The sequence below is a fragment of the Streptomyces sp. NPDC006733 genome (genome assembly GCF_040636125.1).
GTDB lineage: Bacteria > Actinomycetota > Actinomycetes > Streptomycetales > Streptomycetaceae > Actinacidiphila.
The window spans coordinates 1-19,262 of record NZ_JBEYJD010000049.1 but is presented as its reverse complement, the minus strand read 5'-3'; the positions used below and the strand labels follow the sequence as shown (position 1 = coordinate 19,262).

The 19,262-nt window shown below is 69.3% G+C and carries 15 protein-coding genes and 1 CRISPR repeat array; of the genes, 6 read left to right on the top strand and 9 right to left on the bottom strand.

The window, feature by feature from the left end; translation table 11 throughout:
* Nucleotides 1-32 precede the first annotated feature (32 nt).
* The 8 genes from ABZ721_RS33105 to ABZ721_RS33070 all read right to left on the bottom strand — a co-directional run bounded on the left by ABZ721_RS33105 (nt 33) and on the right by ABZ721_RS33070 (nt 7,665).
* The gene (locus ABZ721_RS33105) at nt 33-449 is read right to left on the bottom strand and encodes a conjugal transfer protein TraB (RefSeq protein ID WP_358792477.1); all 417 of its coding nucleotides are present in this window, start codon (nt 447-449) and stop codon (nt 33-35) included.
* Nucleotides 450-473: 24 nt separating this feature from the next.
* Nucleotides 474-2,714: an ATP/GTP-binding protein gene (locus ABZ721_RS33100; protein WP_358792476.1), complete on the bottom strand. Its 2,241-nt coding sequence runs from the start codon at nt 2,712-2,714 to the stop codon at nt 474-476.
* 130 nt (nt 2,715-2,844) lie between these two features.
* Nucleotides 2,845-3,153, bottom strand: a complete 309-nt coding sequence (locus ABZ721_RS33095) for a hypothetical protein (RefSeq protein ID WP_358792475.1) — start codon at nt 3,151-3,153, stop codon at nt 2,845-2,847.
* On the bottom strand, nt 3,150-3,626 hold the full coding sequence (locus tag ABZ721_RS33090; RefSeq protein WP_358792474.1) for a hypothetical protein: 477 nt from the start codon (nt 3,624-3,626) through the stop codon (nt 3,150-3,152). The genes ABZ721_RS33095 and ABZ721_RS33090 overlap by 4 nt, the downstream gene beginning before the upstream one ends.
* A 257-nt stretch (nt 3,627-3,883) precedes the next feature.
* Nucleotides 3,884-6,061 (bottom strand): DUF2637 domain-containing protein, encoded by a 2,178-nt coding sequence (locus ABZ721_RS33085; protein ID WP_358792473.1) that lies wholly within the window; start codon nt 6,059-6,061, stop codon nt 3,884-3,886.
* 226 nt (nt 6,062-6,287) lie between these two features.
* On the bottom strand, nt 6,288-6,551 hold the full coding sequence (locus ABZ721_RS33080; RefSeq protein ID WP_358792472.1) for a DUF5999 family protein: 264 nt from the start codon (nt 6,549-6,551) through the stop codon (nt 6,288-6,290).
* Nucleotides 6,552-7,018: 467 nt separating this feature from the next.
* Nucleotides 7,019-7,186, bottom strand: coding sequence for a hypothetical protein (locus tag ABZ721_RS33075; RefSeq protein ID WP_358792471.1), 168 nt, complete (start codon nt 7,184-7,186; stop codon nt 7,019-7,021).
* A complete protein-coding gene (locus ABZ721_RS33070) occupies nt 7,183-7,665 on the bottom strand; it encodes a WhiB family transcriptional regulator (protein WP_358792470.1) in 483 nt (160 codons plus the stop codon). The genes ABZ721_RS33075 and ABZ721_RS33070 overlap by 4 nt, the downstream gene beginning before the upstream one ends.
* Before the next feature lie 737 nt (nt 7,666-8,402).
* Between ABZ721_RS33070 and ABZ721_RS33065 the strand changes: the two genes are divergently transcribed.
* The 3 genes from ABZ721_RS33065 to ABZ721_RS33055 all read left to right on the top strand — a co-directional run bounded on the left by ABZ721_RS33065 (nt 8,403) and on the right by ABZ721_RS33055 (nt 10,576).
* Complete coding sequence (locus tag ABZ721_RS33065; RefSeq protein ID WP_358792469.1) at nt 8,403-8,900, top strand: winged helix-turn-helix domain-containing protein; 498 nt, start codon at nt 8,403-8,405, stop codon at nt 8,898-8,900.
* Between the two features lie 306 nt (nt 8,901-9,206).
* Entirely contained in the window at nt 9,207-9,770 is a 564-nt protein-coding gene (locus tag ABZ721_RS33060) for a DUF5919 domain-containing protein (RefSeq protein ID WP_358792468.1), read from the top strand.
* Nucleotides 9,767-10,576: an inositol monophosphatase family protein gene (locus ABZ721_RS33055; protein WP_358792467.1), complete on the top strand. Its 810-nt coding sequence runs from the start codon at nt 9,767-9,769 to the stop codon at nt 10,574-10,576. Before ABZ721_RS33060 ends, ABZ721_RS33055 begins: the two co-directional genes overlap by 4 nt.
* Before the next feature lie 241 nt (nt 10,577-10,817).
* On the opposite strand, the gene ABZ721_RS33050 is transcribed toward ABZ721_RS33055, so the two are convergent.
* On the bottom strand, nt 10,818-11,456 hold the full coding sequence (locus ABZ721_RS33050; RefSeq protein WP_358792466.1) for a hypothetical protein: 639 nt from the start codon (nt 11,454-11,456) through the stop codon (nt 10,818-10,820).
* Between the two features lie 956 nt (nt 11,457-12,412).
* On the opposite strand from ABZ721_RS33050, the gene ABZ721_RS33045 reads away from it, so the two are divergent.
* The 3 genes from ABZ721_RS33045 (at nt 12,413) to ABZ721_RS33035 (ending at nt 14,830) form a co-directional block, all read left to right on the top strand.
* Nucleotides 12,413-13,939 (top strand): hypothetical protein, encoded by a 1,527-nt coding sequence (locus ABZ721_RS33045; protein WP_358792465.1) that lies wholly within the window; start codon nt 12,413-12,415, stop codon nt 13,937-13,939.
* Between the two features lie 147 nt (nt 13,940-14,086).
* The gene (locus ABZ721_RS33040) at nt 14,087-14,563 is read left to right on the top strand and encodes a hypothetical protein (RefSeq protein ID WP_358792464.1); all 477 of its coding nucleotides are present in this window, start codon (nt 14,087-14,089) and stop codon (nt 14,561-14,563) included.
* 15 nt (nt 14,564-14,578) lie between these two features.
* Nucleotides 14,579-14,830, top strand: coding sequence for a hypothetical protein (locus tag ABZ721_RS33035; RefSeq protein ID WP_358792463.1), 252 nt, complete (start codon nt 14,579-14,581; stop codon nt 14,828-14,830).
* Nucleotides 14,831-16,027: 1,197 nt separating this feature from the next.
* A CRISPR array of direct repeats spans nt 16,028-17,108; the repeat unit is 29 nt; unit sequence CGGTGGACCTCCGCGTGCGCGGAGCGGAC.
* Between the last annotated feature and the right edge of the window lie 2,154 nt (nt 17,109-19,262).

Below are 19,262 nucleotides of genomic sequence, written 5' to 3'. Positions count from 1 at the left end.
GCCGCCCGGGGCGAGGTGGGGGAGGGGCGGGGTCAGCGGTCGAAGAAGCCCGGCCGGGGCGTCTTCTCGCGCCGGTTGGATCGGATGTCGTCCAGCGCCCCGTAGAGCTCGCAGTGGGTGCTCTTCGTCTCGTGGGTGAGGTCGGCGGTCTCCTGCGCGGTGTCGCACAGCCGCCTGACCTGAACGGCGGCGCCACCCAGGGCGACCGTCACGAGGTTCGTCACCTCGACGAACTTGCCGTCCAGGCCGGCGTTCTCGATGTCGCGGGCGACGTTCTCGGTGTGCTTCGCGTTGGCCTGCATGCTGCGCTGCAGCGACTCCAGCTCGAGGGTGGAGTCGTCCATGGCCCGGGCGAGGTGGCTCAGTTTGTTCTGCACGGCCTTGTAGCGGTTGTCGCCGTCGGCCGGGGCGGGCGCGGCTGCGGCGGGGCGGGGTACGAGATCGCTCATCAGTACAGGTCCCCTTTCTGATTTCTAGTCGTGGTGGGCGGCGGCCGACGCGTGCGCGAGGCCCGCGTCTTCCTTGGCGGCCATGTCCTGGCCGTAGACGCGGGCGACCTGGGTGGCCGCGAGCCGGGCGGCCTCCTTGGCCAGGCCGCACTGCTCCGCGCACCGCTGCGCCTGCGCCTTCATCCGGGCCGCGGAGTCCGCGAGGTCGGTGATCAGGTCGGTGACGGCGGTGGAAATGTTGTGATCGCCGACCAGGTCCGCGGCCATGTCCCGCAGCGCGTCGGCGACCCTGCCGAGCGCCTCCATCAGGGCTTCGGCGCGCTCCTGGTCAGAGGCGGCCTTGATGGCGATGTTCGCCATCCCCATCAGGAACTCGTCGAACGTGATGTCCGTGCGGTGCTGGGCGCTGAGATTGCCCTGCCCGGACGGCTTGTTGACCGGTGCGCTGCTCACGCTGCTCCCTTCGGTGCTGGTGGGTCGGCTGGTGCCGGGCCGTGCGGTGTGCGGCTCCGGTGCGGGCGGCAGGCCCTTGGCAGGGGCTGCGGGGGCGTCGGGGACGATGTCCGCGTCGACGATGTCGTCCTCGTCCTCGCCGGCGGCGGGCTGCGGCGGGCGGGTGGGGTGGTCGGGCCACTCCATCGTCGGGGTGGGCGGCGGTCCGAACCGGTTGTCCGAGCCTTCGGACCGGCCGCGCTGACCGGCGCCCGCCGTACGACCGGCACGCCCAGCCCGTCCGGCACGACCGGCACGTCCGGCACGTCCGGCACGGCGGGTGCGGCCGGGGCGTCCGGCCCCGCCCGCACCGCTGGCACGACGACGGAACCAGCGGCGCTTCCTCGAGCCGCCCGGCGCCCCGCCAGCGGCCGATGGTGTGCCCTTTCCGCCGCCGGGGGCAGCCCCGGCCGTCGCCCCCTTGGCCGCGGCGCCGCCGGGACCTCCGGCGGCGCCAGCGGCACCCGTGCCCGTGGTGCCGGTTCCGCCGGTTCCCGCGGCGCCCTTTCCCTTGGGATTCTTGGTCAGGTTGACCTTCTTCGCACTGGCCGCGCCGGCCGTCGCGTCGGCGCGGCGCTTGTCCCAGCGGCGCTGGGCCTCCTCGCCGACGGCCTGGCCCAGCGTGGTGCGGTTCGGATCGGCCGCCGCTGCGGCTTCCCGCTTCGCCTTCCGCGCCGTGTCCCGCTCCGCCTTCTTCGCCCGGCGGTCCTCCCACTCCTTCTGCCGGTTGGCGCGCGCCTGGTCCCGGTTCTTGCCCCGGTCGACGACCCCGGCACTGTGCCCGGCGCTGCGCCGCTCCTGACGCCCGGCCTGACGGGTTCCGGCCCGCTCAGCACGGCTACGGGCCCGCTCCGCACGGGCGTTGGACGCCGGGTTGTTGTGTTGCGCCCGGCCGCCGTCACCCTTCGAGCCGTTTCCCTTCGAGCCGCCGCCCTTGCCAGAGCTGCCAGAGCTGCCAGAGCCGCCGTTGGAGCCTTTCGAGCCCCCGCCGGGCCGGGTGCGCCCGGAGCCGTTGGAACGGCCGCCAGAGGGCCGCTCAGGGCCCTTCGGGCCGCCCTTGCCGGTCCCGGCCGCTCCGGGCCCCGAACGCCCGGCGCTACCGCCGGAGTTGGAGCCATGCGCCCCGGGCCCCGCGTTGTTGCGGGACGGCCCACCGGCGCTGCCGCCCCCGCCGCGCGGGGACGACCCGCTCCCACCGCCGGCCTTCGAGCGGCCCTTGTCCGCCCCCATACCGGAGCCGGTGGACTGCATGCGGCTCGCGTCGGCCTTTGTGCGGGCCGCCGCCTTGTCGCCCTTCGCTTTCATCATCGCGGTGTGGAGCTTTGCGTTCTGCTCCATCATCGCGACTTCCTGCGCGGTGCGGCCCCCCAGCAGCGCGACCTTCCGTGCCATTTCAGCCTCACGGAAAGCAGCCTGGCTTTCGTGGTTTGTCCGCGCTATTTCCAACCGGAGTTCCAGCCAGTCACCGAGACGATCGGTGAGAGAACGAGGCTGGACGTATTCGCCTTCCTCGTATTCGCCTTCATCTTCTTCGACTTCCGGCGGGCTAATTCCTTCCGAGCGCAATGCCATCGCCGGGTCCGGAGCGGCCGGGATCCTCGGCAATTGCATCGTCGTCTCTTCCGGAGCCTCCGGGGGAGCGGCGGGAATGTCCTCCGGCGGTGGAATGGTGTCGATGAAATCCGGGATCGGCGGCAGCGTGTAGCTGGCAGCGCCGCTCCACGGGCCCTGGACCAGGGTTCCGCCGCCGGTGTCGTCCGTGTCGTCGGACACGGTGCACCTCCCTTCAAGGGGGTTGACAGAGGGTGGGGTCTCGTGTGCACGCGTGTGCACGTGCACGTGTGCACGCTTTACGCGCGCGAGGCCCCGCCGGAGTCCGGCGGGGCCTTCCTGGTTGGGTGTGTCAGTGACGCGGGCCGTGCTGCTTGAGCACGGTGTCGGCGTACTGCATCAGGTGGTCGAACAGTCGCGGGTCGCCCGCGGCCCGCTTCTGCACCACGAGCTGGAAGAGGCGGCAGACCATCGTGAATCCGGCAATGACATCGCCGCGATTGGCCTTAACTTCCTTGATGATTGCGGACCGAGTGAGGCGGAGCCAGAATTCCATTCGGCCGATCTCGCCGCGACTTTCGATCGCCTTGCGCTCTTCTTCCTGCAGCCAGTCGTTCCGCCCTTGAAGTGAGCGTTCGACGCTGCTGAGAGGGCGCGTCACGCCGACTCCCTGTTACCCAGGTCGTAAATCGACGTAGGAACACCATAGCTGGAATTCTGGCCCTGTCCACCTTGCTGCGGCGGATTTTTCGGAGCGGCCTGGAGCGGCGGGGCGTTCTTGCGCTTCTTTTCCAGCTCCTTCTCCTTCCTCTTCTTGGCGGTATTCGCCACCGCCTCATCGTGGGCGCGGCGCTTGAAGGTGCTCTTTTCCAGGCCTTTGGTGACGTCCTCGACGTGCTTGAGCACGTTCTTCAGGGCCCTTTCCACGGGCTGGGCGCGCATCCAGGCGTCGTAGAACCGGTCGCCGTCGACATGGGTGTCGCGGCAGTGGACGCGGGTCTCCAGGGCAAGGGTCTCCAGGTTCCTGCCGATGTCCAGCAGGACCCGCTGGACATCGGCCAGGTACCGGGCGGTCGCCTCGGGGTTCTGCGCCACATCGCGCAGGGGTGCGTGATTCGGGTCGTTGCTGTGCATGCGTAAAGACCTCCAGGTCTCGGGGTTGCTGGTCCCCGAGGCTGTTGCGCGGGGTGGGGTAGTGCTGGGTTCGTGCCCTGGCCCGCTGCCGCGCTCGGGGCGGGGTGCGGGCGAGCGGCCTGCCGGCCGTGGCCGTCACCGATCCGCGCTCGGGGTGCGAGCGCGGGCCGGGGGCGACCATGAGCGGCAGGGGTGCTGCCAGAGGTGAGCGCATCGGCGCTCACCGGGTGAGCGTCACGCGCTCACCGGGCGCTCACCTACGCGCCCGGGGCGGGCTCTTCGACCTGAGCGCGCAGGCGCTGGGCGGTCGGCCGGGAGACCGGGGTTCCGGTCGTACCGTCCAGGCCCGCGTCGGTCAGCGCGTCGCGGATTTCCGTCCACTCGGGGCGGCGCCCGAGCTCGGTGTAGAGCAGACGGATACGAGCGTGGCGGCGCTCGGTCAGCGCGTCACTCTCCCTGCGCGAAAGAGCGCCCTCCGCTCGGTGAGCGTCGTCATCGTCCGTGGCGCGCTCACCCTCGTGAGCGCCGGAGGTGAGCGCCGGGCGCTCGCGCTCGCCCCGCGTCTCCCCGGGGGTGAGCGCGCTCATGTCCGGGTGAGCGTGGGCGCTCTCCTCCACCCGCTCGACCGTGAGCGCGTCCTCGGGGGTGAGCGTGTCGGCGAGCGCGGCGGGCGCCTCACCGAGCTTGAGTGCCATCCGATGCTCCAGCGGAGCCTTGCTCCGCCACCGTCGCCCGTACTTCTCCCTGAGCTGCGCTCGCAGATACGTCTGCTCCTGCAGGCGGGTGAGCGCCTCGTCGTACGAGTTGATCTCCCACAGGATCATCCGGCGCCGCAGGCGAGCGGTCGCGATCGGGGCGAGCAGCCAGCGACTGCGACGCACCGACTCCATCCGCACCTTGCCGGTGACCGCGCCGATCCGCGTGCCGTACACGTGCGAGGCGATCTCCGAGAAGATCACCCACAGCAGCGTGAGAGCGGCGTGCCCGAGGCGGCCTCCGGCGGTGGTCGACGCCTGCCAGTTCAGGTAGACCGTCACCGCCGTCAGCGCCCGGGGCACCCACCGGATCCAGCGCAGCTCCATGCCCATCCGGATCAGGATCAGGTTGGCGCCGGTGAACGCCGGGATCGCAACGTCGATCCCGACCGGCAGGAGCCACGGCCAGTCCCAGCCCCACGTCGCCGCCTTGGTCTCCAGCGCGGTGTAGGAGGAGAGCAGCCCGAGGGTGGAGACGGTCGCGGCCGCGAGGACGATCGCGACCACGCCGACCAGCTCCTGCCCGGACAGCGGCGGCACCCCGCCGGCAGGCCGGGCATCGTTGCGGGCCTTGCGCCGCGCGGCACGCGACTCGGTCCGGATCTCCCGGCGCCGCGCCCGCTGCACCGTGCGCTGCGTCGCCGCCTCCAGGACCCGGTCCGCTTCGGCGCGGGCCTGTACGGAGGCGGCCTGCTCGGCCGTGGCCTGCGCCGCCGCCTCCCGGGCCGTCCTCGCATCAGCTGCGGCCTCCTCGCGCAACCGGACGGCGTCCCTGTCGGCGGCGGCCCGCAGCTCCTCAGCGCAGATGCGAGCGTCGGCCAGGGCGCGGTCGGCATCCTGACGAAGGCCGGCGGCCACCTTCTCCGCTCCGGCCCGTACCTGCACGGCCTGGTCATCCGCGCTCTCGCGCATCCGGTCGGCCTCGCCCCGAGCCCGCCCCAGCACCTGTTCGGCGTCGGTGGCGGCACGGGTGCGGGTCTCAGCCGCGGTGCGCTCCGCACCGGCCAGCAGCTCGGCGCGCTCCATCTCCGCGTCGGCGAGGACCTTCGCCGCGGCCTGCGCGGCCTCGGTGCGGACCTGCTCCGCCTGCGCGGCCGCCGTGGTGGTGACCTCCTGCGCCGTGCGGCGCACGTCGGCGAGCAGCTGCTCGACAGCCGCGTGGGCGTCGGTGAGGATCTGGTCGGCCTCACCGGCCGCCGTCGCCGCGATGGTGTCGGCCGTGCGGCGCGCGTCGGTGAGCAGCTGCTCCGCCGTGGCGTCGGCGTCGGCGCGGACCTGGTCGGCGTCGGCGGCCGCTGTGGTGACGGCCTCCGTACGGACCCGGTCGGCGTCCGTCGCGGCGGCGGCCAGGAGGCGGGACTGCTCCGTGGTGGCGGCCTCGATCACCGAGGCCGCCTCGCTGCGCGCACCGTCCAGCAGTTCGATGGCGCGCAGTTCGCCGTCGGCGAGGATCTGCGCGACGTCGTCGAGGGCCTGGTCCCGGAGGTCGGCAGCGCGGTCGGCCGCGTCGGCCGCCGCCGGGTCGGCCGCCGGGTACACCAGCGGCGCGGTGATCTCGGGGGCGGCGACCTGGGCGGGGATGGAGGCCGGCGTTGCCGGTGCCTTAGCGCGCCCGGTGTTGCGGGGCTTCATGTTCGCCGCGGGCTGGCGCCTGCGGCGGGTGGCGGTCCTGGTGGCCACGAGGTGTCCTCTCTTCCGGGCGCCTCCGTGCAAGAGGTCACCGTGGATCTACGGCGGTGGGTAGGGTCGTGACCAGGCCCTCCGGGCCCCCGGCAGCTGAAATGCCGGGGACTCGGAGGGCCGTTGTACTGGAGCGGTCAGCGCCGAGCGGGCAACGCACTGCTGTCCTGTCCAAAGTGGTGGCGCAGCCAGGCAACGGCGGCCTCACGGGCAGATCAGGCAGCAGTCAGGCCGTAGCGAGCTGTTCGGTACCCAGCGGCCGGTGCGGGGGGATGACCCGCCCGTCGGGCAGCAGCTCACCGGTGTCCTCAAACAACAAGACGGCGTTACACAACAGCGCCCAGCCCTGTTCGGGGTACGAAGCGATCACACATGCGGCCTCGCGGTCCGAGCTGTCGGCGGTAGGGCACGTCGGGGTGTGCGTGCAGAGCGATTCGGGCTGGCGGCCGGTGTCGGCCGGGGACGCGGTGTCGAACTGGGCGCTGCGCATGAGCACTCCTACGAGGAGAAGAGGGCCCGAGACTGCCCCGGGCGAGGGGTATGCGAAAGGTCGGCCGCCCGGGGTGCGGGCGGCCGACCTGGTGGAACAGCGAGGTGCGGGGAAGCAGTTGGGTTGGTGTCCCGCCGTGCGGTCAGCCTCGCCCCCGCTTCTGCTGGACGAGGTAAGCGTCCTGAAGACGGGCGAACGACTCGTACAAACGCTCGCCGTCGATGCACCGTGCGTCCGGCGAGCACCTGGTGCAGGTCTCGCCGTGCATCCGGTGGGCGGCAGCAGCCGCCATATAACGGTCGAACAAGCGCGGTGGCGTCGGAACGGCGCCCATCAGCTGCGGCCCGCTGCGCGGCGGGCGGCTGCCGCAGCAGCCGCGGCAGCCGCGGCAGCCTTGGCGGCTGCGATCCGCTGGGCGGTCGCAGCGGCTAATGCTCGTGCGGCGTGTCCTTGGTCGGCGGGAGTACTCACCGGGCGCCGCCCGTCCGGCGCGCACGGGCGGCGGCCAAGTCGTCCTGCGCCTGCCGGTTCGGCTGCTGACGGGATGCCAGAGTGCGCGCCGCGTCCAGAGCGTCCGGGGCTGGTGCGGGCGAGGGAATGAAGCGGGAGCGGCGCAGGGCCTCTTCAATGTTCATGCCGCTGTGCTCCATCCGGCTCGTGCCCGGCGGGCCGTACGGATCGTACGGGCCTGCTCGGCCAGCTCACGAACGCGCGGGCTGCGTACGGCCTTGGTGCGCATCTCCTTGGTGAGGGCTACCAGGGTGGCCCACTCCTGGTCTCGATCAGTGGCGCTCGCGGCGGCCAGGCGCTGCTCCTGGCGGTCGCGGGTGTCGGCGAGTTCGGGGCCGGTCAGTCCGCCGCGCACCCGGTCGTCGGCCTGCGCGTCGCCGTCGGCGTCCCGCAGCGCCAGTTCCCGGCACGCTGCCCTCGCCGGGCAGGTGGCGCACACCCGGACGGCTTCGGTCCGTCGGGCCTGCCAGGTGATGTGCTGTTCTCCGTCGCCGCGGAAGAACAGATCCGGATCCAGGCCGTTGCAGCGGCTGCCGGCATCGACGGCCGCCTGCAAGGCCGGCCGACGCAAGTGCCAGGCCCGGGATGCTGTCATTGTGTTCATGTGTGGGTCAGTCCTTTCGCGAGGGTGACCTGCAAAGGCGAACCCCCGGGGGTCTCATCCCTGGGGGTTCGTCGCATTGGGGCCCTGCCGGCCCCCCGCGTGCCGCCGTCCCGCACCCAAGGTGCGGTACGGCGACCACGGGTAGCGCAGGGCTACAAGTAGTGAGTGGTGGCGCGGTGGTCAGGGCTCCCTAGCCGTAACCCCAGATCTTCGGGCGTGCGCGGAATCGCGTCGTGCGTCCTGGGAGATCTCTCCAGGGCGATGTCTGCCGCGCACGGTTCTTTTACGTCGCGAGGATGCCCACCCTCCGCATTGACCGCCGGTAATAAGCACCTGGCCTTTACTGCACCTGATCACAGCTGACGCTGCGCCCGGCGGTCTGCGTGTGGACTGCCACCACCAGCGGTGATGACACCTCGCGACGGGTCTCCACTCACCCCGGCCGGTGCGATCACGGCCGGTACTGCGGTAGTGGATCACGCTATGGAGTTCTCAAATACCGGCCGCTGCCTTCGGCCCCGGGCTTGCCGGGGGGATCTCCGGGCGGTCAAGCACTGCGACCTCGAAGCGCCAGAAGAGCGGCGCCGCGTTGCCATATGCACTATGCTCATCCATGTGCACATGGTTGTCAAGCAAGGGAGCCCGCTATGAACCGCCGCCCCACCGCCGTTGGTCCGGCTGCTCGTATGTGTTGGACTAGGTACGGCATGTACAACCAGGTGCACATGGGAGGTCTAGTGGGCGACGAGATCGGCCAGCCGGAGTACAAACGGATCATGAACGACCTCCGTCGGCAGATTCACGACGGGCGATTGGAGGTCGGGAGCGCGATCCCTTCAACTGTGAACCTGGAGAAGGAGTACGGCGTATCAAGCACCGTGGTCCGCCGCGCCGTGCGCGAGCTCCGCGCCGAAGGGCTGCTCTACGGCCAGCCCGGCAAGGCGGTCTACGTGCTAGCGCTACCTCAGGACGCCCAAAGCGAGCACCAATCCGTGGAACGGCTGGCGACCGGCCTTGCCGCAGTGCAGTCTCAGGTCAATGAGATGCAGGCCGGCGACCCGGAGCAGTTGATGAACCTTCGCGCCGAGCTGGCCGAGCTCCGGCGTGTAGTCGCAGTACTGCAGACGCAGTTGATCGATCTGTACGGTCGGCTCGGACAGCCGTACCAGAGGGACTCCGCCCCGCTTCAGGCAGAGATCCCCGCCACTCCAACGAGGCGCGCCGCCGGAGCCTGACTTCACTACCGACCGAAAGGCATGCTAATGAACGGGGCCGTCGTCTCACTGCACGGACGGAATTCGTACCGACCAGATCTGGGGCAACTTGCGCGAAACCAGTTGACTGCGGCCCGCACCGCCAAGGCGCTGCCCCTGGATGAGTTCGCCGCGCTGCTGACGACGATGCTTGGTTGGCCCGTCACTCCTGACGCAGTTAGCGCGTGGGAGACGACTGCCGTCCCCCCGGGCGACGTCGTGGTCGCAGCTGAGCTACTGGTAAGACAGTCGCCTCCTGGGCTCACAGAAGGGGAACCTCGCGATGCCTTGACGCAGATCGTGGGTGACCAGTTTGCCGATCTGGCTGGCGTTTACGCGAGCCGATCCGAGTTCCAAGCGAAACTTCCCACTTCGGAACTTCTTGATAGCGCACTAGATATTCGGGCTTCTGGGCTTTCATTGAACATGCTATGCCAGACGTACTCCGATGCGCGACTGCGTGAAATAATCGAGAACGGCGCGACTCTTCGCTGCCTCTTCCTTAAGCCATATGGCCATTTTATCGCCGAACGCGAGCAAGAGGAAGGATACCCAGAGGGTCGCCTTTCTGCGCTCACGGCTATGAATCTCACAATCCTGCAAGAGCGCGTGGCGGATAAATTGACGCCTGCCGCAGCAAATCGTCTTGAATTCGGCGTATACGATGAGCCGATCCGTTTCAATATTTTCCTAATTGACTCACAGCTATGCGTAGCGCAGCCATATTTGCCCGGAATACGTGGCGTAGATTCTCCGACTCTCCTCATCCGCAAGCGTCGAATCTCCGGTGGGCTCTACTCTACCTTTGACCAAATCTTCTCGACACTCTGGGACAGGCGGGAAACCGAGTGACCGATCTTCGCGCGCTCCTTCGCATTGCCTCCAAGGCGGTTGACCTAGCCACGGCTGTAGTAGGAAAGACCGCCGTAGGCACTGTGACTGCGAAGGGCGACCGCGACATGGTCTCGGATATCGATTTCGCAGTCGAGGAGAAAGTCCGGGAATTTCTCACAAGGGAGACCCCGGAGATTGGCTTCCTCGGCGAGGAGAATGGAGGATCTGGAATCGAAGGACCGCTCACTTGGGCCCTTGATCCGGTCGATGGAACCGCCAACCTGGTCAATGGACTGCCTCTATGTGCCGTTTCCCTTGGCTTGATCGATAATAATGAGTCAGTGCTGGGAGTAATCGACCTACCATTTCTTGGGCAACGCTTTCAGGCCGCCCGAGGACACGGCGTCCACAACGGGGATATCCGTATCCAGGCCAGCCGGGCATCGTCCTTGGGAGAAGCGATCGTCTCTATCGGGGACTACGCCGTAGGGGAAGGAGCGAATGAACGCAACCGCGAGCGTCTCGCGATGACTCGAATCCTCTCGGAGCGTGTGTTGCGAGTCAGAATGTTCGGATCGGCCGCTATCGACCTGGCTTGGGTCGCTTCGGGAAAACTCGATGCGTGTATCGCACTCAGCAACCATCCATGGGATATGGCTGCTGGAACCGCAATCGCGAGAGAAGCGGGGGCTCTGGTCATGGATAGCAAGGGAGAACCACACATGCTGTCCTCGCGCGCCACAGTCGCGGTCGCACCAGGCCTTCGGGAGGACATCCTAAAGGTCTTGGCGGATATGACGTCGGCCACAAGGCCGGCGGCGTGACGGAATCGCCTGGGACAGCTGACGCAATGGGGCTCAGTCTCCGCGAGATTGCCACCGCGATCGAAGCTCCGACCAAAGCCTCCGGCCCGCTCGTGAGACAACGCGTCCCGTCAGGCGGGCTGCGCAGTGAAGTCGTTGCACGCACAGAGGGAGGATTCCGATGGCCAGGCCCAACGGCATTGGCAGCTCTTCATAGGTGATCGGCTCATCGTTGTTCCACAAAGAGTGCGGCCGGGGTGCGTCATCGAGAGGTGGTGAAGGGGTGAGCCAAATGTTCTGGGGTGGAGACGTCTTGGGCAGCCGGGTTCGTGCTCTCGGCTGGGCGCAGCGCAGCCAGGGCCGCGGTGAGGGTCGGCGCTTGGGGGTCCCAAGCGCCCGGGATGGTCAATTTCAGGCGCTGCCGGCCTTCAACGGTGCCAGTACGACGCGGCTTGCAGTCCAGGACGGGCACCAGGCCATGTTCCATCGTGTGGAGCAGCACTGGTTTTCCTGCCGCCACCACGGTACGGAGCTCGATCCTGGCCACGGGTCCGAGGATCAGGGTGGGGCCCATGCCCCCCGGCTTGTTGCGTTTGCCGATCACGACGAGCCCGTCGAGGGTCGTAGCGAACGGCGGCCATGCCTCGGCCAGGTCCACGTCGGATGGGAACGCCGTCGCATAGTAGAGCAGGTCAACACCGTGGGGAAGGGAGTCTCGTACAGCGGCGAAGCGCCGGTCCCAGTGCGGGCGGGAGAGCACCGTGGGAGGCGTGCTCACGTACACGCGCACCGGAGCGCCTGGGGCGCGCTCTGCCACGAGTTGCTCCATCGCCTGCACGAATGCGCGGCGCCGGGCCGGCGGGGCGTAGCTGTCGACAGGCGGGGCATCGGGCGTGGTCATGGGGGTCATCATGCCGTGTTCAGGGTTGGCGAGTTGAGACTGCCGGGCACTTTTGGGCCGCTGGCGCTGTGTCAGGAGGCCCTGAAGGGGCGGCGACACGTTCTGGGTGCGCTGGCCCTGTCACGGGGCGTGAGGGGTAGGGTGGCCCTCGGCAAGATTCATAAGCGTGCAGACAGGCTTAATCCCCGCGAGGTGGCTCTCCGGGGATCACGGCCGACGACCACTGACAGGGGTCTCGACATGGGTCAGCGTACCCGCAAGGCCCCTCAGACATTCTCGGCGCCCGCCGTGGCAGCAGTCACTCTCGTGACGCTCCGGCTGGGCGCCCCTCCAGCTTCCGGCCCGTATGGGCGCACTTCTGGCTTGGGAGTTTGTTTGGCATAGGTCTTCTTGGGCGGCAGCTGGCTCTCATGGGTGCTGCCGCCCGGCCGCTCCTGGTGGTAGCACACCAGGCTTAGCAGCCTTCAAGTCGCCGCTCAGCGCGCAAGCCGAGCGAGGGCCCAGTTCGGACCGGTTGGCGCCGGCCCGGGTCGGGCGAGTTGATCCTCCCAGGATCCGAAGCACCCGCTAGGGGCTTCGTGCTGCCCTCCGAAGAAAGGCCGCAGCGCAATGATGCAGCATAGTGCTGCCATTTGTCAGCTCAGGCATGCCCGGATGAGCCATTCTGGCTTTGCCGAGGCTTTCCCGTGTGGCGTTTTCGCCCGGTTTCGCACCCTCTCGTGTCGGGGGAAGGCTCGACCGCGATGGAGCGAGACCCGGCGTTCCAGCGTCCGGCAGAAGCGGATCCTGGCCCCGTCCGTGAAGTCCGCCCACCTGTCCGGGTCTGTGTACCGCCCTGCTGTGGCGGTGGTCCGATGAGCGGGGAGCCGGTCGAGGCCGCTTTCGTGCCCAGTCAGCGGTCTCCGGTGTCGGCGGCGGGGGAGGGGCCGGTGCGGCGGCAGCGGGTGAGGGTCCCGGTGCGGCTGGTGCTGTCAGCGGCGCATCCCGATGTGGCGTTGTCGGTCTATCTGAAGGTCAAAGCGCTCGGGGCGCGCCCGGAAGGGTGCCAAGCGAAGGCGGCGACGATGGCCTCGTACCTGCACCTGTCCCAAGCGTCGGTGGAGCGCGGCCTCACGTCCCTGTCGCGTGCGGCGCCGGACGGGGTGGTCGAGCTGCGGTCGGAGCGTCGGACGCTGCCGGGCGGCACCGGCACGTCGGCGGTGCGCACGACCCGGCCGCTGCGGCGGACGGAGTCGTTTGTGTGGCTGCCGGTGGCGGCCGCGGAGGACCTCACGCCTCGACAGCTGCGTGCTTACGCGGTGATCGCGTTCACGGAGAAGATGGGCATCGCGCTGACCGAGGGGGAGCTCGCCGGGCACCTGGTCCACCACTCGGGGAAGAGGGCCGGCCAATCGCTCAGCGTGGCGGCGGCCGGGGTGGTCGTCGACGAGCTGGAGGCGGCGCGCTGGGTGTCGGTGCAGCGGCGGGCCGGTGTGCAGGGGCGCCACCGGTTCGTCGCCTGTGACATCGCTCCGGGAGCAGGTGTGGAGGACGGTGAGCCCGTCGCGGCCGCGGCGAAGGAGACGGTCCAGGAGCCCCTGCGGGAGCCTGTGGATAACGTTGCGGATCGCTCTGCATGTTCGTTGGTTGGTGAGGGATCGGGTCTGTCGGTTGGTGAGGGATCCCTCGCGTATAGGGAAGACGTAGGACTGACTGACCCGACAACGAACGCGCACTCCTCATCCGCCGTAGGCGAGGTACCGGTAGTAGAGGCTGCGGACAACCCGGCCGACACCAACAGGCGGGGACTGGTGGTGGGTGGTCTCGCGCTGCGCGCGGAGGACAACCGCCAGCCCTCCCGTATCCGCCCAACCGATGAACACCACAGCAGCATCGGTAGTGGGTCGGTATGGCCGGCTTACACCGGACCGGCGCTGACCATGAGCGAGCAGATTTACGCGGTGTTGGAGCCGGTGCATCTGCTGCTAGCCCGGGTGGACAACCCGTTCGTGGCGCGGAAAGTTGCCCGGGAGGCCGGCCGCCAGCTGACAGCCGGGACGGATCCGCAGCGACTGCGCCAGCGGCTGACCGCGCGGTTCGCCGCGGTCATGACCGCGGACATCCGCGACCCGGGCCGATGGCTGCTCGGGGTGGCGTTGCCGCGGTGGGGCTGCGGGGACCGGGACTGCGAGTCCGGGGTCCGCTGGTCCAACGGCGAGCGCTGCGCGGTGTGCGGGGAGGTCGTAGCCGACAAGTTCGCCGCCCGCGGGCGAGCCCAGCGCTTGGAGCAGGGCCTGTGCCTCGATCACAGCAGCCGGCACGATCCGTCCGGGGCCTGCCGGGACTGCGAGATCCAGCGGGCCGTCGACGGGGGAGCGGCTGCACTGCCGGTTTCCCGGGCACCGGCGGAACCATGCTGGACCGCTGGCCCGACATCGCGGCCGCCGTCTCCCCGCCCACGTCAGCGGCGTCACCTTCCCCCCGAACACCGGCAACCGGGGTGATCGTGCTGCGAGCTCTCCTGGGCTGATGACGACGGGCGCCAGCGGCGGCTCGAGTCCGCCGCGCCGCACGGCCCGGTCCGCCCTCTGACCGCGGGCGTCCAGATGCAGGATCCTGAACGGTGACTATTCCCTGATTCTGGAGGCGTCATGGGATCACCTCGCACGCCCGCCGCCTTGGCCCTGGCCGCAGCTGCGGTCCTGCTGGCCGGTTGCCAGCCGGAAGACGGGGCTGGGAACGCCTCCGGTGGGCAGGTCCAACAGCATGGCAACCAGCCCGGTGGGGCCTGCCACTACTACGTCAGCAAGCCGTACCTGTCCGGCCGGAAGATCATCGCGCAGGTCGACATCGTGTGCGACAAAGCGGTGCAGCAGAGCAAGCTCACCATCTCCCTCCTCAAGCAAGACCCCGGGACCCGCACGTTCTCCTCGGTCAGCAGCCAGCAGTTCGACAGCGCGCCCGGCCTGGGCGCCCGCAAGATATCGAAACTGTCTTCGCTTTGCCGCCCAGGCGTGTACCGGACCAGCTACCAGGCCGACATCCTGCTCCTGCATGCCACACACTGGGACACGGGTTCCGCAACGAACCTCAACGAGACCGTGGTAACCCTCAATGACTGCTCGTGACCAGAAGGGGACGCCGTGAAGCCTGCCGAACAGGAACTCGCCGACCTCATGGCGCACGCCCGCCTCGGCTACAACCCTCCCGGCTCACCCTCCCGCGCAGGCCACCAGGCCGAACCGGTCCTGAGCATGTCGCTGGGCCACAGCGACGCCGAACCCACGCGTCGGCAGCTATGGGTCCACGAGCACATCCGACGACCACTGCGGAATCTGCGGATGAACCTCCGGCGGGTTGCCAAGCGCAGCCGCCCCGTGCCTCCCGGGCACTGACCGGGGCAGCCGCACACGCCTCCGCCGGTTTACCTCCGCATGCGCGGAGCGGACCCGCGCTCGATGCCCGGCGCGATCCCGGACGGCGGTGGACCTCCGCGTGCGCGGAGCGGACCGCGTTGTCATCGCGTGGCGCGAGCCAGCGCTCGGTGGACCTCCGCATGCGCGGAGCGGACCCCATCGCCTCCACCAGGTCGACATAGTCCGGCGGTGGACCTCCGCGTGCAGGAGCGAACTCCCGCAGGTGCTCCAGCTCCCGGACCCGGTCCGGTGGGCCTTCCGCGTGCGCGGAGCGGGCCGGACCCGGGCGAGCGGACTTCACGTCAGCCGGGAACGTCGTCCCGCCCTGCGGTGGATCTCCGCGTGCGCGGAGCGGACGACATCTCCGTCCGTGATCTCCAAGCGGACCGCGGTGGACCTCCGCGCGCGGAGCAGACCCGTTGCCCGTGTAGTGCAGGTTGACCTCCCGCGATGGACCTCCGCGTGCGCGGAGCGGACGTGCTGCGGCCCACCGGCCGGCGAGCGGACTTCGGTGGGCCTCCGCATGCGCGGAGCGGACGGTCTGCCGAACCGGTTCAGCTTCACGGCCTACGGTGGACCTCCGCGTGCGCGGAGCGGACCTGCACCGGCCGACGTTGCTCCTGGTCGGCGGGGGTGGACCTCCGCATGCGCGGAGCGGACCCTTACGCGCCAGCGCGCGTCAGCCCCTTGATCGGTTGACTTCCGTCTGTGCGGAGCGGCCTCGTGCGGACGAGCCGAGATGAACTCGGCCAGCCGGTCGGTGGACCTCCGCGTGCGCGGAGCGGATGCCACGGCGGGCGCCAAGAATGTTCGGGGGATCGGTGGACCTCCGCATGTGCAGAGCGGACTTCTCAGCCTCACATCTCACGACGGCCAGGCGCGGTGGACTTCCGCACGCGCAGAGCGGACGGCGGCGGTGATTGTGCCCTTGTAGAACGGTGGACCTCCGCGTGCGCGGAGCGGACACGATGACGATCATTCCTGCGATCGTCAGTACCGGTGGACCTCGCGTGCGCGGAGCGAACTTGCTGATCCTGAGCCAGGTCATGAGCTCGTCCGGTGGACCTCAGCATGCGCGGAACGGACCAATCCCTGCAGCTCGACGTGCAGAACAGGCTCGGTGTACTCCGCGCGCGGAGCCCACTGCGCGGCGAACTTCACCGCAGGCACCGTCTGTGGCGGACCTCCGCGTGCGCAGAGCGGACGCCGCCGGACACACCGCGAGCAGCACCCCGGTAGACCTCCGCCTGCGCGGAGCGGACAATCGTCGGCTGGGCTTCGTCCGTGACGATGCCGGTGGACCTCCGCGTGCGCGGAGCGGACCCCACGTGGACGCTGTGCCCGGCGATCACCGACGGTGGACCTCCGCGTGCGCGGAGCGGACAGGTCGTACCACTGCAAGTGGTGCCAGAAGAGCGGTGGACCTCCGCGTGCGCGGAGCGGACGCGAAGACGCCGACCCACAGTCCCTCTTTGAACGGTGGACCTCCGCATGCGCGGAGCGGACCTGATCTCGTGGACCAGCGTGGTCACGGCCGACGGTGGACCTCTACATGCGCGGAGCGGACAGGTGGAGCTCCCGGCCCAGGTGGTTGATCGCCGGTGGACCTCCGCATGCACAGAGCGGACGACCGCATGATCGCGTTCCCCAACCCGCACGGCGGTGGACCTCCACGTGCGCGGAGCGGACGGGCCATGACAGCCGGGTATGTTGCAGAGGTGCGGTGGACCTCTGCGTGCGCGGAGCGGACCCCTTTTTGAACTGCGGCGTTCGTCGACCTTTGCAACCAAGGCGCGGTAGCCGGTTACCTCGTGTGCGCGGAGCGGACCACTCGGGGTGGTAGGGGGCACGGACGGTGGTCGGTGGACCTCCGCGTGCGCGGAGCGGACATCATGGTTCTGGACGTGGCCGGGATGGACGACGGTGTACCGCCGCGTACGCGGAGCGGATAACGGCACGCGCGAGATGGTGACGCTGGGAGTCGGTGGACCTCCGCGTGCGAAAGCGGACCGGCGTCGGACAGGTGACGGGCGGGGTTCTGGCGGTGGACCTCCGCGTGCGCGGACCGGGCGGCGTCGCCACCGTCGGCACCACCTCAATGTGCGCTGGCCCTCTGCCTGCGCGGAGCGAACCTGGGGCTGGAGGGCACGGTCGACAACGAGGTCGGTGGACCTCCGCGTGCGCGGAGAGCGAACCCCCCAGCGGCCCGACGAAGGGATCTTCGGCTACGGTGGACCTCCGCGTGCGCGGAGCGGACGTTGTTGACCTGCAGTGTTGGTCGCGCTTTGCGATTTCTTTGTCAAGGTGCAATGGCCGGTATACCGCCATATATACACGGAGACAGCGTAGCGACACGTCATGCCCGGAGCGGACCGTGGCACCAGTGCGTCGTTGACATCAGAAAGCGGTGTGCCTCCGCATGCGCGGAGCGGACCAGACCCGACGGACCTCCGCCTGCGCGGAGCGGACAGCGGCGCCATCCCGAGCAGCGAACCGATGGCCGGGAACTTCCGCGTGCGCGAAGCGGACATCACCGCGTCTGAAACGTAATGCGGGTACGGCGGTGAACCTCCGCGCGGGGAGCAAACGCCAGCACGATCGAGCGGAACGTTTCGCTGTTCGGTGAACCTCCGCGTGCGCGGAGCGGACGCCCGCTGCCGCCGCTTCGACGCCGAACTGTTCGGTGGACCTCCGCGTGCGCGGAACGGACCAGGTCACCGCGGTGATGCCGGGCTGCATGAGCGGTGGACCTCCGCATGCGCGGAGCGAGCTCCGGGGCCGCCGACAGGTCGCCGTTCCACACCGGTGGACCTCCGCAGGCGCGGAGCGAACATCGGGTGGTCCCGGGTGGCCTTGACCTTCAACGGTGGACCTCCGCAGGCGCGGAGCGAACGGGCGGGGCGCACCGGTCGGACGCGCCTTGGGCGGTGGACCTCCGCTTGCGCGGAGCGGACATCATCGCGTCCGAAACGTAGTACGGGTACGGCGGTGGACCTCCGCGTGCGGAGCAAACGCCAGCACGATCGAGCGGAATGTTTCGCTGTTCGGTGGACCTGCGCGTGCGCGGAGCGGTCCCGCGGCGGATCCACTTCTTAGTGTGTGCCAGCTGTGGACCTCCGCATGCGCGGAGCGGAACCCGCGGTCATCCTCTTCGACAACTTGATGGACGGTGGACCTCCGCGTGCGCGGAGCGGACCGCCAGGTGCGGCAGTCGGGGCAGGTGATCGACGGTGGACCTCCGCGTGCGTAGAGCTGACGCCTTGGCCGCCTCCAGGTAGGCGCCCTTTACTGGTGTACCTCCGCGTGCGCGGAGCGGACGTGGCCGTGGACGACCTGCTCCAGATCGGCGTCGGTGGACCTCTGCGTGCGCGGAGCGGACAGGTGCAGCTCCCGGCCCAGGTGGTTGATCGCCGGTGGACCCCCGCGTGCGCGGAGCGAACTCCTTGAGATTGCGGAGCATCGACAGCGGGATCGGTGGACCTCCGCGTGTGCGGAGCGGACTCGGGGTCTCCCGCGGTGTAGGGGTCGCCGGCCGGTGGACCTCCGCGTGCGCGGAGCGAACGCCAGCAGCAGGCCGGACAACTCCTTGACCTGCGGCGGACCTCCGCGGGCGCGGAGCGGGCGGGAAGAACGTCGGGAGCATCATCGGCTCGATCGGTGGACCTCCGCGCGTGCACGAAGCCAACTTGCTGGCCTTGAGCCAGTCATGAGCTCGTCCGGCGGACCCCCGCGTGGACCCCCGCGTGCGCGGAGCGGACCCCTTGTAGATGCGCAGCCCGGCGTACGCGTGCGGTGGACCTCCGCGTCCGCGGAGCGGACGGAGCTGGTGCTCCGGGTGCGTCTGCGCACATCGGTGGACCTCCGCGTGCGCCGAGCGGACGCCGGGGCGGTCGAGCAGGCCTTCAGGGTTTGGTGGACTTCCACGTGCGAGCAGACTCTTTCGGGGCGGCGGATAGACCCGCCCGTTTCGGTCGGCCTCCGCCTGCGCGGAGCGGATTTCACCCGCAAGGTCAAGAACCGGCAGGTGTCCGGTGGACCTCGGCATGCGCGGAGCGGACTCGAACGTGGGCATGAACTCCGGCATCGGCGTCGGTGGACCTCGGCATGCGCGGAGCGGACCCGTTTTGACCTGCAGTGTTGGTCGCGCTTTGCGATTCTTTTGTCAAGAGGCGATGGCTGGTATACCGCCATATACATGGAGACAGCGTAGCGAGACGTCATGCCTGGTCCCCTGCGAAGAACCTCCGTGCGCGCGCAGTCAACTTCACGGTGCGCAGAGCCAGGAGCAGCACCGCCGGATCTGGAACGGCGGGATGTGAACCGTTCCGGGTTCGGTAGAGACTCGATTCCATGAAAGGATCGAGTCATGGCACGCCCTTCCTCCTATCCCGCTGAGCTGCGCAAACGAGCG

What these genes read in the sequence shown, in the direction of transcription:
- ABZ721_RS33080 (WP_358792472.1), bottom strand. Translation starts at nt 6,551, where the DNA reads ATGCGCAGCGCCCAGTTCGACACCGCGTCCCCGGCCGACACCGGCCGC.
- ABZ721_RS33050 (WP_358792466.1), bottom strand. Translation starts at nt 11,456, where the DNA reads ATGACCACGCCCGATGCCCCGCCTGTCGACAGCTACGCCCCGCCGGCC.
- ABZ721_RS33090 (WP_358792474.1), bottom strand. Translation starts at nt 3,626, where the DNA reads ATGCACAGCAACGACCCGAATCACGCACCCCTGCGCGATGTGGCGCAG.
- ABZ721_RS33105 (WP_358792477.1), bottom strand. Translation starts at nt 449, where the DNA reads ATGAGCGATCTCGTACCCCGCCCCGCCGCAGCCGCGCCCGCCCCGGCC.
- ABZ721_RS33070 (WP_358792470.1), bottom strand. Translation starts at nt 7,665, where the DNA reads ATGAACACAATGACAGCATCCCGGGCCTGGCACTTGCGTCGGCCGGCC.
- ABZ721_RS33040 (WP_358792464.1), top strand. Translation starts at nt 14,087, where the DNA reads ATGGGATCACCTCGCACGCCCGCCGCCTTGGCCCTGGCCGCAGCTGCG.
- ABZ721_RS33075 (WP_358792471.1), bottom strand. Translation starts at nt 7,186, where the DNA reads ATGAACATTGAAGAGGCCCTGCGCCGCTCCCGCTTCATTCCCTCGCCC.